Below are 12,692 nucleotides of genomic sequence, written 5' to 3' on the forward strand. Positions count from 1 at the left end.
TGCTTTCGCTGCTTTATACGTTTCTGGGTGCCATTCAGTGCCTTCGTGAAGGCTGGAGGTTTTTAGTAACGGAAGATTATGAAGATGTTTGGGAAGATCCCGAGTTATTAAACAATTAGTTGTTACAAAGAGTACAGTCCGAGCTAATAAAGCTGCGAGTGATGCAATAGTAGCTAGAGCCGTTGGAGTCATTGAGAAAAAACTTCCGAGTGTCTGCTGTGAAGTCCCCTGTTGTTTGTCGAATTTCTTTTTGGGTAAATATTCATATTAGGTCAAGCCGAGTTTTAATGATTACCCATTTTTTCCAAAAATAAGTAATCCAAATAAAACAAATTAGAGTATTAGGTCTAAGTGGTTTTTGTCCAAAGACGTGCTGACGCCGATCTCCGCAAATATATTGAAGGTGTCCAATTGACGGCCTCACGTGTTTACCTAGATGAAGCTGAGATATTCGTTGAGTGCTTAGTATCGATTGGTGTTAGCTGTATTACCAAGGAAAAACCCACCTTTAGTTGTGGGTTTTACTTAGGTGGTTATTTATCTTAATAGTGCCAAGTGAATATCTTAATGATTACAGGCTTCCTTTAAGGCTTTGCCTGCTTTAAAAGCGGGGACTTTTGCGGCGGGAATATTTAACTCCTCGCCAGTTTTTGGATTTCTACCAATACGAGCAGAACGGTCATTTACTTTGAACGTCCCGAATCCTACTAATGATACCTCACCTCCATCAGACAGGGCTCCGACAATTGCATTTATTGTAGAACTTAAAGCCCTTTCAGCATCTGATTTTGATAATTCAGCGTTTTTTGCAATATGCTCAACCAGCTGAGATTTATTCATGTATCACTCCTCATTTGTGAACCAGCATCAATTATTAGATAGGCATTAAACTTGGTAAATGCAAACTTTTTAAATATAAACCCTTAACTTACATATGTTTTGATGAAACTTTGACCGTTTTTTTAGAGTGACAGTTGTCAGTATGATACCTGTTTAGTATTATTGGCTATGCATACTTTGCTTGAAATAGTAGTAATACCTAATTTGCCCACTCTCATCCAGTTTGACAGTGGGCTTTTTTCACTTTTAGTTGATAAAAATGAGTTAGCACCATGGATGGCAAAGACTTGAGCCCAATACCGTATCTGTCTTGAAGAAATTGAATATTGTTTTGCTAAGTAGAGAGATGATGTGCCATCTAAGTATTGCTTAGCAATGATACATTTTAGCTCTCGGTTATATTTGGACATAAAAAGACCCCCAATAATTGGTGTCCAACTATTGGGGGTCAGTTCAAAAAGCGGCTCTTGATTTTCAAACTATTCGAATTCGTTCAGATTACTCTTTACCGAATACGTTGTTCTCTTGCTCTTGTACACGGATGAAAGTCGTACGCTTAGTTAGCTCTTTAAGCTTTGCTGCGCCTACGTATGTACAAGTTGAACGTACACCACCAAGGATGTCAGAAATTGTGTTGTGAACTGAACCACGGAACGGAAGTAAAACAGTTTACCTTCTGCAGCACGGTACTTAGCAACACCACCTGAGTGCTTGTCCATAGCAGACTGTGAAGACATGCCGTAGAACCTAATGAAAACCAAAAAATGTCAATTAAAATCAACAACTTAAAATTAATTGCATGTATGTAAATACAGTATTCTTGGGCGATTTTCACCCTTAAATAACGTCAATTTACAATGAGTGCTGCCATTTTTGCTGCCACTTTTTCATCTCCATTTTTCGAGGCATTTATCTCGTTGACTTAGATATTTGACTGCTAAAATTAGCTCTTGAGCTACATCTAGGATGTCGCGTTCTTCGTTTTCTAAGTCGATATTGTTTAGCTTCAAGGTATATACATAATCAAGCATTACTAACAAATCATGAAGTAAACAGACCATTCTCTCATCAATGTTCGTTAAATATTCATCCAACTCTTCATCTGAGTGCCAATGTTTAGGCTCTCCACCTAATACACTAACAACCTGCACTCGGATATATCGGAAAAGTAAGGTTAATTCTGGCGTGTTTATGATCATGAGTTAGCAGTTAAAGTGAGAGAAAAAAATGCTATGAATCTGGAACCGCTGCGCGATTCGACCTTTAGAAGACGAGACCTTAGACCTACCAATATAAGAATCTCGTCCATCTGCTGCCTACTTTGTTTGTCCATAACTATTCCCTGTAAAAATATGTAAAGTTAAGGTTTCTGCTGCCTCACATCAAAAGCGTATTCGCTGTCTTGCTGCTTTAAGAGATGTCTAACCTGTACTTTTTGTCCGATGTAAAACATTATTCTACGTTTTAGATCGACTTATACTGTTCATAAAATAATTATTAACCACCTGTCGAAATGCTTTATCGGTAAGGGGTTTGGGTAAAACCCCTTGAGTACCTGCTTGCTCAAAATCTCTAATCGATTTTATTGACATGTCTGCGGTGTAGCCAAATAACACAGGGACTTCATCGACTTGGTTGATTATTTTTATTAATTCGAGACCTGATATATCGGGCATATGAAGATCAACAAGTATAAAAAGGTAGTCATTTACTTTTATGAGATTTAAAGCCTCTTCTGCTTGGCTCGTTGTATCAACATCGAAGCCAAATTTCTTACAGGTAAGTTCACCTACGATGAGATTAATCTGATTATCATCAATGATAAGAGCGCGCCCCTTGAAGCAATGAGTTTGAGTGGAAAGTGCATTGCTGAAACGGTTCGGTTTGGTGATAACTGAAGGCATTGGCAGTGTAACAGTACACTGACTGCCAACGTTAACTTCACTCACCAACTCTATCTGCCCACTCATTAGTTCAAGGAGTTGGGTGACAATTGCAAGGCCTAATCCTGTACCTCCGAAATGGCGGGTGGTAGAGCTATCGGCTTGTGAGAACGGTTTAAAAATCGTCTCAAGCTTATCAGTAGGAATACCAATTCCGGTATCGGTGATGGTAATGGTTAATCTTGATTCACTTTCTAGCCATTGAAAGTGACATGTGACAGCTCCTTTTTTTGTAAACTTTACGGCATTGCCAAGCAAGTTGAATATTACTTGCTTCAATCTTGTGTTGTCTCCAGCAAGGTAAGTTCCCTCAATATGTTCAGTGGTAACAACGTAATCAAGACTTTTTTGTTTACAAGTGTTATCAAAGGCATTCTTGACCTCTTGAACTAAAGCCTCTAATGAGAATGGTTCAATGCGCAACTCAAGCTTACCTTGTTCCATTTTTGCTATGTCGAGAATGTCATTAATGATGAGAAGTAAATGCTCTCCAGAACTGACAATAATGCTTATTTGCTCTTTCTTTGCCTCATCGACTCCTTCCCCCAAGATTTGTGCCATCCCTAAAATCCCATTTAGTGGGGTTCTCATCTCATGACTTACCACCGATAAGAAGTCATCTTTAGCTCTATTGGCTGATTGAGCCGACTCCTTAGCTAATGAAAGCTGGACATATTGTTTTCTCATCTCCACAGACATACGATTGAAGGCTGAAATCACCTGACCAATCTCATCATTCTTTTCATAGCTAAGGGTCAAGCCAGGGCCAGATACTTCGATATCTTCAATGGCTTTAGTGACTTTACGTAGCTCTTTTACCAATAACCGACTGAATAATAGAGAGGCGATAGCAACAAATGCGACTTCGATACTCGCTATCATAATTAAATACTGACTCGAACTTTCTATGTGACTCAAGATAGCGCGTTCATCAAAAATGGCGTCTATCCGACCAATAACCATGCCATCTATGTGAACATCCATTCCTTTAAAAATCATTCCTTCAATCAATATCGAGTCAGTATGATAAGCATCTCTATTTCCAACGATAACAACCTCGGAGCCTGAGATACTCATTGTTAAAGACACAATATCGGGATCTTTTATTACGTTTTGTGCAATACTCTCCAGCCGCGCTATATCATAGGTAAGCAAGGCATCGAGACTACTCAGCTTTAATAAATTTAAAGTAGTCTCTATCTTGCTTTCAAATAAAGCTCTATTCGAATCAGCTATAAAATTTGTAGCAAAAACGACCAAAAGCGCGAGAAAAAAAACTTCAATTAAAGCGATACCGAGGAAGGTTTTGGTTTGGAATTTCATAAGGTTACTCTTCGGCAAAGAGTAGTCTAACGTCATTCCAATCGCTGTCTTTTGCTTGTTCAAACCCTTTAATTTTAAGAGGAGACAACAGCTCAGGGTGAACATTCTCAAGACTCGTTATTGCTTGTTGAATACGTTTTCTAAGGTCTTTAGAAACATGAGGGCCGACCGCGATGGCATGAGGAGTATAGCCTTTACTCTCCCACAAAACCGTCAATTTATCTGACACTTCAGGCTGCATAGCATTTAAGGTTCGATAGATACCGCCACCTGCCACGAAGTTGCCCTGAGCAATATTATGGTAGACCGAGTCATGTGAACGTACATAAACAGGTTCAATATCGATATTATTCTGTGCCAAGAAGCTTTGACTTAAAATACTTGCCGCAAAAGCATCAGGGGAAGGGAACGCTAACTTTTTACCCTCTAACTCTTGTACCGTAGATATATCACTCTCTTTCTTCACAACGATAACCCCCTTTATTTTCTTATTTTTTGCCTTAGCTATCGCTATATAATCGTTGGACTGACTGAATACAGTATAATGATAAGGGTTCATATAGGTTATGTCATATGACCCCTTTGACAATTCTTTTTCAAACAAAGGAATCGATGACTTAGTGGCAAATCTCACCTCTTGGCCAATTTCTTTTGAAATATATTGGAGGATGGGCATCCACTGCCTGGCTAATTTTTCAGCGGATTGCTGTGGAACAATCCCAAAGTTTAATGGTTTAGCTGCTAGGCTCGAAATAGGTGTAACGAGAAGACTCAGCAATATGGCTCGAAGAAGATTCATAAATTCACTTCCATGTAAAATGAACAATATGTTTCGCCCTTGCTGACCTAGTTCGCCTTAGAGCGATGCCCTGTTAGAACACTCATCAAGTGAGTTGCGTTTAGAATTTGCTATAGCTAAGTACCTATTTGAAAGAGATCTTTCTATAGAGACTTATAATAGCTAGAGTGTTAGAGGTTCATCAGGCTTTCAATAGACTCTTCAACGGAGTCAAAGATATACGAATGAACCTGAAAACCATCGTCAGCATCAATTTTAACTTCAGATATCCCATTGCTGATTTCAGCCTCGAGAAGATAGAGAGAGCTCTCAACTGATTGACTAATCATAATTTGTTGATTTGTTAGCGTGATACGACATGACTCTAAAACCATAGTGTGTTCCTTCCTAGCAGTGGCAACTGAATCTTAATGCTCTGATTACCTAATAATGACGTTGTTAGAAGATTCCTTTCTCTTTTAACAGTAGACCAAATTGTAAAAAAACATAGTTTATTTTCAGATGGATACTAAAGATTAGATTTTGAAAAGATAAAGTTTCGTTCTCCCTAACGTTGTATCACCAAACTCACTCAAGAATGACGCAAAAGTGCTTCACTGCATTTCGATTTACATCATTGTAAGTTGCATTTCATAAACTAAGTCTTGGGCTGACAGCAACACTTCTGACTCTTCGTCCGTTAGAGTGGAGTTAGACTGACGTAGCACGAATAAGTAGTCGAACTTTACAAAGAAATCGTAAAGCAGAGGCATGATATTAGGGTTTACTGTTGATATATATTGCTCAAGACTCTCGTTTGGTAAACAAGCATACTCTTCACCTCCAAGAGCCTTTGCCATACCTGTAGTTATTCATAATTTGCTAATGTTCGATTTTCCGAAAATGATTTTTGTCCAAAACCTTCACAAGCTGAATTTTTACCCGTGGCACTTTCTAACTCGAAAAAGCCTATTTCAAGCTAGCCCTTTTACCTAGTCACAACTTATGTGTGCGGTTTTTCCTACCTATTTAAATGTGTCTAACGGAATAACTGTCTCAAGGAAATATTGAGCAAGTATATGCGTATAGTATTGATATCATGAGTCTCGCCACATGAATACTGGCCGGACAATAATGATGCGTATTGGTGGGTTTAATTGGATATCGCTCTATCGAACCTATTTAGGGAATTGTGTTTCAAGAGCTTGATTAGGTACTTATCTATATCTATATCTATATCATGTATCGATGAGCCAATACCTAAAGTATTTACCTATAACAATGGCCAGCAACAGACTGCCAAAAGTGTCATTTAGATTGCTTGTCTTAACTAGGTGCTAAATTTGTCGGTCCCTGTCGCAGCCGTTATGAATATTGAGGATTCATTATGAAAGTAACTCTCGATCTAGATAAATTGTTAAGCGAAGGGGCAGTTACTCGGGAAGAGTACGAAAAATTCAGTGCCCTTTCTGCAAAATCTACGGGTTCCCTCGCGTTTAACATCCTAATTGGATTTGGGGTTACTGCTGTCAGTAGTGCGATACTTGCTCTGGTACCCGAACCAACAACCGCAATATTGATAGGAGCATTCATTATAATCGGTGGCCTTGTGATATTAAGTAGTGGCAGCGAACAATGGAATGTACTTGCTAACATTTGTATTTTGGCAGGCGCATTGATGAACGGAGGTGGAATCACGGTTGCGGGCGAAGGTAGCCTTTTATCAATTATAACTGTCACAACAATATTTACTGTAGCGAGTATATTTGCGAGGAGTGCTCTGCTTGCTGTTCTAGCAACATTAATGCTATCAGCTTGTATCGGCGCTAGAACAGGATATTTTCATGCGACTTACTTTGTTGGTATTCAAGAGCCTACCATCACAGTCATTCTTTTTAGCCTATTGTCGATAAGCCTATATCAACTATCTAAAAGACTCCCAGCAGAATACGAAAGAATAGCCATTGCTTCATCGAGAACCGGCTTTTTTCTGATTAATATGGGCTTTTGGGTTGGTTCTTTGTGGGGCGAGCGAAACGAAACAAGAGAAGTCATTATTTCCGCTTCTACATTTGCCTTCGTTTGGGCTGTCGCATTAATTGCGGTTGCAGTTTGGGCTTGGAAAAGAAACCGCAGGTGGGTTCTAAATACCGTTTCAGTTTTCGGGGGGATTCATTTTTTCACACAATGGTTCGAGAACTTAGGTGCAACCCCTAGCACGGTACTTGTCGCTGGTTTACTTGCCCTTGGATTTGCATTGGGAATTCGAAGTATAAATCTAAAGATGAAAAATAATGAATAATCGGGTAGGCGGAGGTATCTAGCCTCTAGCCCTCTCACACTCCAACACAGCCACAAATGCATCCAAATACTGTTCTATCGTCAGGTCCGCAGAAACTGGTGGTAGCTCTACGGTAATACACGGCAAGTTTCTCTCTTGGCACCATGTACCGAATGACCCCGGGGTATCGTAATCGACATCTTCGACAACTGGTAGGTTGAATTGCTTACCTAGCCAAGTGGCGAGTTCTGATTGATCGGGGTCGTCGACCATGGCGAGTGGTTCGTGGAAAGAGATGACGAACTTGGGTTTGCGCTGTTCAATGAGGTTGATGAGCGATTGTACTTCTGGTTCTAACTGGTTTGCCTGCCCTGTTTTTACTTTTACGTCTCTGATTGGTGTGTGAGAACTCCAGCGATAAACGGTGCCGTTTTCTGTCCAGTTTTGAGTTGGGAAAGCGCGGTTTAGATCGACTTGATTAGCGTTGGCGCGTGTGCCTAGTTGGTTACCATCTGGGTTCATCGACAGAATCACATCGTGTCTCAAGTTCGCGGCTGGCAGGCTTCTTAGCGCACAAGACAAACCTGCGATAGACGCGGCTTCATCACCGTGTGTGCCCGCTATGATTAGACCTCGAGACTCACTTTCTACTTGTGCGGGGAAATAGAGCAAGGGTGCGCCCAATACCGACTTTCCATATGGCAGCGGCTTTATTGAAAATGCAGCTCTTTCCGTTCTTGGAATTAAACTCACCTTTATCTCCTGATTGATCAAGTACTATCAAGTATTAACGATTACAAAAACTACTTAGATAAACGAAAGCATTAAAACTCGTCAACAGTCGCATTGTTAATTTTATTACTTGCTTCAAAGATAGGCTAGGAGAGCAAAAACATATGGATTTTAAGAAACATTCAACGGCTTTACTCATTTCATCTCTATTGACCCCTTTTATATCAGTGACTGCCGTTGCTGACACATTGCCAGCGGGAACTTCTCTGGCGAAAGAGCAACACTTGGTGCGTGCTAATGATGCAGAAGCTGCGACACTCGATCCTGCGAAAGCAGAAGGCTTGCCGGAAATGCACATTCTACGTGACTTGTTTGAAGGTTTAGTGATTCAAGATCGCGATGGCAACATTACTCCAGGTGTGGCGGAATCTTGGGAAACCGAAGACAACCAGACCTTTGTCTTCCACCTGCGTAAAGACGCGCAATGGTCGAATGGCGATCTGGTGACGGCTGATGATTTCGTGTATGCGATAAGACGAGCGGTAGACCCTAAAACGGCATCGCCAAATGTGTGGTACTTAAAGCTCACCAAAATCAACAATATTGCTGATGTGGCAGAAGGTAAGAAGCCGATTGAAGAGCTAGGCGTTTCGGCTGTTGATAAACACACGGTGAAGTTCGAACTCGATAGTAAAGTGCCTTACTTTGTGGCGATGACGGGCCACACATCCATGATGCCAGTGCATAAGTCAGCCCTAGAAAGTAGCGACAAGCCGTGGAGCGATCCTAAGCAATTTGTCGGTAATGGTGCATTCGTACTAGACGAGTGGGTGGTGAATGAGCGCATTGAACTGAAGAAGAACCCGAAATATTGGAACAGTTCAGATACTCACTTAACCGAAGTAACTTATATTCCGTTTGAGAATCAGAATGCCTCGATTAACCGTTATGCAGTGGGCGAGGTCGATATCACGTCTGATGTGCCTACTCATATGGCGCAACAGCTTAAAAGCAAATACAAAGATGCGTTTACCACAGTGCCTCTGCTGTGTACTTACTACTACGCATTCAATACTACGCGACCACCTTTTGATGATGCGCGAGTACGTAAAGCTATCTCTTATTCTATGATGCGTGACGTTATCACCAATGGTGTTACTCAGGTGGGCAACTTACCGGCTTATACCTTTGCTCATGAGTACACGGCTGGTTTTGATGCGACACAGCCTGAATACAGCGCGTGGACTCAGAAAGAACGTGATCAAAAAGCAAAAGAGTTACTGAAAGAAGCAGGATATGATGCGTCTAATCCGTTGGACTTCAAACTGCTTTACAACACCAGTGAGTCGAACAAGTCCATAGCAGTGGCGATTGCATCAATGCTGAACGGCAACTTAGGCGCACAAGTTGAGCTTGAAAACCAAGAGTGGAAGTCTTACTTGGTGTCTCGTCGCCAAGGTGATTTTGATGTGATGCGCGCCTCTTGGTGTGGGGATTACAACGAAGCATCAACCTTCTTGAGCCTGTTACGTTCTGGTTCTTCGGGTAACTTTGCTCGCTATAGCAATGACAAGTACGACGCAGCAATGGACAGCGCCTTAGCCGCAACCAGCGAACAAGACCGCCAAGGTTTCTATGACCAAGCAGAGCAGTTACTGGCAGAAGACATGCCGATCGCACCAATCTACTACTACATGCAGGCCCGTCTAGTGCGACCAAGTGTCGGTGGTTTTGCTAAGAACAATGTAGAAGGGCGTATCTACTCTAAAGATCTCTACATCAAAGAGTAATTGATCTTCTGACATATCAAAAAAACCTGAAATAGAGAAAAGGGACGTTGATCATAAATATCTGATCAACGTCCCTTCGTCATTAATCTGTAACGGTAAGCGCAAAAAACTGAAACCTGATTGAAGTAATTTTCACTTTTATTTCAATCAGGTGAAGCCATGTTACCCCCTCTACGTGCCCTTGTTGCGTTCGAAGCTGTTGCCCGCCTCGGTTCTATTGGCGCTGCCGCGCGAGAGCTTTGTGTTACACAAGCTGCGGTGAGTCAGCAGCTTAAAAGTTTAGAAACCTTTCTCGATACCACACTGTTTGAACGCAGCTCCAAAGGCGTAAAGCTGACGTCAGCCGCCCAGCATTATCAACCGATTGTTGCTGGCTCATTGGCCCATCTGAAACTACAGACTCAAATCCTCTTCGGGGAAAAAGAAACCGACGTGTTGAGCCTGCGTGTTAATCACACCTTTTGCCATAACTGGCTGTTACCTCGTCTGCCATCTTTTTATCAAAAATATCCTTTTATCAGGCTCGATATTCAGCTGGTGGACTGGCCATCAACCAACCCTTGTCAGAATGTCGATATCGAACTGACCAACGGTAAGGTTGAAAGCGAAGACACCCATTGCGAGCGGCTGTTTCAAGAACATTGGCAGTTAGTGTGCAGCCCAGAATTTAAAAACCAATATCAAGACTCCTTGGTTGAGCATGACTTTTCTGCTCTGCCGACCGTGCAAGTAAAAGGCTACCGAGAGAACTGGCTGCAATGGTTGAGCCATAACCAATTCGAGATGACTTTACCTAAGGTGCTACTTGAAGTGAGTAACTCTCTGCACGCTCTAGAGGCAGTTAAGCATGGTATTGGCGTGTTGTTAGTGCGTTCGCTTGCGGTGTCTGAGTTGTTAGAGAAAAACGCTCTGGTTCTGGCGACAGAGTCCTCAATGCCTGCCGAATCAGCCCACTATTTGATTACCAAACACAAACGCAGTGCCAAGGTGAATTTCTTTTGTGATTGGCTTTATCACCAGATGGAAGATGGTGAACTGGAAGAAAGATTTTCTAATGGGTAGCCATAAAAAAAATGAAGGGCGCTCTTACTAACCTGTCACACAAACCCCTTAATTTAACCGCATACAAATAAGGACGAGGTCACCATGAGTGCTTTCTCAGAACCAATGAAAAACCGCTTAAAGGTACTGCTATTTACTGCACCGTTGTTGGTGCCACTGTTTACTTTTTGGCTCGTACCATTTGGTTATTCGATTTACATCAGCTTCACCGATTGGGATTACATCTCGCCAGATTATTCGTTCATCGGTTTAGAAAATTACGAGTACATGGTCGAGGACTACGAGTTCATCCAAGCGATGCTCAACACGTTTTGGTTCTCTGTTGGTGTGGTGATTCCCACCATCCTTCTTGGTCTTGTGTTTGCCATGCTGCTGCACAAAAACTTCAAGGGTAGCCAATTTTATCGTGCAGTGATCTTCTCGCCTTGGATTACACCAACGGTCGCGGTGTCGATTGTGTGGTCTTGGGTATTCGAGACCAAATCGGGCTTGGCAAACCACTTATTGGAGTCGGCAGGGTTTAGCGCGATTCCATGGTTAGAGAACGGAAACACAGCCTTGGTTGCGGTGATTATCGTGACAGTTTGGCAGGCGATTGGTTGGACGATGCTGTTCTACATCAGTGCACTCAACAAGATCCCTGAATCACTGTATGAGGCGTCTTTGATTGATGGTTGCAGCAGCTTAACGCGCTTTTTGAAGATAACGCTGCCGCTGATTTCACCAACCACATTCTTCTTAGTGGTGGTCAATATTATCACGGCAATGCAGGCGTTCGATCAGTTCCAGATCTTAACGCAGGGCGGGCCGGGTGGTGAGACTCGTACCTTGCTGTACTTGTTCTACCAACAGGCGTTTGAACGTTACGAAATGGGACCTGCGGCCGCGACATCGTTAGTGATATTCCTGATTACTGGATTGTTGGCACTTATTAATACCTACATCGGCAAGCGCTGGGTGTACTACTAGTCGATTTTTGAAAGGACAGAATTATGACCACGCAAGTATTGGATGCCAATCAAGTATTGAATCAGAGCACAGCGAAAACCAAAGTTAGAGCCCAAACCAAAGCGACCAAATCAGAGGTTACGTCAAAGAAAACTTCAGTGGATCGCCGCTCGTTTATCGCACTGGCTAAGCACCTGTTCTTAGCAACCTGTGGAACCATCATGGTGTTTCCGTTCTTATGGATGCTGTCTGGTTCGCTGAAAACCAATGATGAGATCTTTGCTAACCCGCTGGACTTGATTCCAGAGCAGTTTCGTTGGGAAACCTTTGTCGAAACCTTTCACAGCGCGCCGTTTGGCTTGTACATCTTCAACAGCTTTAGCGTGGCTTTGTTCACTACCTTGTTGGTGATTGTGAATTCGGCGATGTTTGCATACGCGCTAACTCAGCTGAAATTTCGTTCGAAGACAGTGCTCTATTTCATCGTGATGGGTTGTTACATGCTGCCGGGCGCAGTGACTTACATTCCGTCTTACATCACCTTGGCAAAACTGGGTTTGTTGGATTCACACGTGGGCTTGGTGGCGTCTAACGCGGCGTCGGTGTTCGGTGTGTTCTACCTACGCCAAGTGTTTATCAAGGTGCATCCGTCGCTGATTGAAGCGGCACGAATTGATGGTGCAGGTGAGCTCAAAATCTTATGGGCAATCATCTTACCGCAATGCCGAGCAGCAGTCGCAACACTGTTCCTCATCACTTTTATTACCAATTACAACAGCTACATGTGGCCAAGTCTGGTGATTACGACTCAGGATTTAAATCTGATCGCTACTGGTATTCGTCACTACTTTATTGCCGAAGGTAATTATGGGTTGAACTGGTCGCAAATCATGGCGGCGAGCACCATTGCAGTATTGCCTTTGTTAATTCTATTCGTCATTTGTCAAAAGACGATTCTTTCAGGTATCGCCGATAACGGCGTAAAAGAGTAAAAC

Annotated in this window: 11 protein-coding genes and 2 pseudogenes; 5 read left to right on the plus strand and 8 right to left on the minus strand. The window is 42.3% G+C overall.

Annotated features, from left to right (window positions below; genetic code table 11):
- Positions 1–564 precede the first annotated feature (564 nt).
- The 7 genes and pseudogenes from JC606_RS19250 to JC606_RS19275 form a co-directional block, all read right to left on the minus strand.
- Positions 565–840 (minus strand): HU family DNA-binding protein, encoded by a 276-nt coding sequence (locus tag JC606_RS19250; RefSeq protein ID WP_096993610.1) that lies wholly within the window; start codon positions 838–840, stop codon positions 565–567.
- A 245-nt stretch (positions 841–1,085) separates the two neighbouring features.
- Positions 1,086–1,250, minus strand: a pseudogene (locus JC606_RS23620) (helix-turn-helix domain-containing protein); the annotation flags it as partial.
- A gap of 88 nt (positions 1,251–1,338) precedes the next feature.
- A pseudogene (locus JC606_RS19255) lies at positions 1,339–1,595 on the minus strand (IMP dehydrogenase); the annotation flags it as partial.
- A 702-nt stretch (positions 1,596–2,297) separates the two neighbouring features.
- Positions 2,298–4,106 (minus strand): ATP-binding response regulator, encoded by a 1,809-nt coding sequence (locus JC606_RS19260; protein ID WP_198779213.1) that lies wholly within the window; start codon positions 4,104–4,106, stop codon positions 2,298–2,300.
- Positions 4,107–4,110: 4 nt separating this feature from the next.
- Positions 4,111–4,905: a phosphate/phosphite/phosphonate ABC transporter substrate-binding protein gene (locus JC606_RS19265; protein WP_198779214.1), complete on the minus strand. Its 795-nt coding sequence runs from the start codon at positions 4,903–4,905 to the stop codon at positions 4,111–4,113.
- Between the two features lie 170 nt (positions 4,906–5,075).
- A complete protein-coding gene (locus tag JC606_RS19270; protein ID WP_198779215.1) occupies positions 5,076–5,279 on the minus strand; it encodes a hypothetical protein in 204 nt (67 codons plus the stop codon).
- A 234-nt stretch (positions 5,280–5,513) separates the two neighbouring features.
- Entirely contained in the window at positions 5,514–5,744 is a 231-nt protein-coding gene (locus JC606_RS19275; RefSeq protein ID WP_137406874.1) for a hypothetical protein, read from the minus strand.
- Between the two features lie 527 nt (positions 5,745–6,271).
- Here JC606_RS19275 and JC606_RS19280 point away from each other — a divergent pair.
- A complete protein-coding gene (locus JC606_RS19280; protein ID WP_198779216.1) occupies positions 6,272–7,186 on the plus strand; it encodes a hypothetical protein in 915 nt (304 codons plus the stop codon).
- Positions 7,187–7,204: 18 nt separating this feature from the next.
- Here JC606_RS19280 and mpaA read toward each other — a convergent pair whose 3' ends face one another.
- Positions 7,205–7,909 (minus strand): murein tripeptide amidase MpaA, encoded by a 705-nt coding sequence (mpaA, locus tag JC606_RS19285; protein ID WP_240700658.1) that lies wholly within the window; start codon positions 7,907–7,909, stop codon positions 7,205–7,207.
- 152 nt (positions 7,910–8,061) lie between these two features.
- On the opposite strand from mpaA, the gene JC606_RS19290 reads away from it, so the two are divergent.
- The 4 genes from JC606_RS19290 to JC606_RS19305 all read left to right on the plus strand — a co-directional run bounded on the left by JC606_RS19290 (position 8,062) and on the right by JC606_RS19305 (position 12,689).
- Entirely contained in the window at positions 8,062–9,687 is a 1,626-nt protein-coding gene (locus JC606_RS19290) for a peptide ABC transporter substrate-binding protein (RefSeq protein ID WP_198779217.1), read from the plus strand.
- Between the two features lie 159 nt (positions 9,688–9,846).
- The gene (locus JC606_RS19295) at positions 9,847–10,749 is read left to right on the plus strand and encodes a LysR substrate-binding domain-containing protein (RefSeq protein ID WP_137406878.1); all 903 of its coding nucleotides are present in this window, start codon (positions 9,847–9,849) and stop codon (positions 10,747–10,749) included.
- Between the two features lie 84 nt (positions 10,750–10,833).
- Entirely contained in the window at positions 10,834–11,718 is an 885-nt protein-coding gene (locus tag JC606_RS19300; RefSeq protein WP_102332230.1) for a carbohydrate ABC transporter permease, read from the plus strand.
- 23 nt (positions 11,719–11,741) lie between these two features.
- Positions 11,742–12,689 (plus strand): carbohydrate ABC transporter permease, encoded by a 948-nt coding sequence (locus JC606_RS19305; RefSeq protein WP_198779218.1) that lies wholly within the window; start codon positions 11,742–11,744, stop codon positions 12,687–12,689.
- The last annotated feature ends 3 nt before the right edge of the window (positions 12,690–12,692 follow it).

This window comes from Vibrio sp. IB15, assembly GCF_016406055.1.
Taxonomy (GTDB): Bacteria; Pseudomonadota; Gammaproteobacteria; order Enterobacterales; family Vibrionaceae; genus Vibrio; species Vibrio chagasii.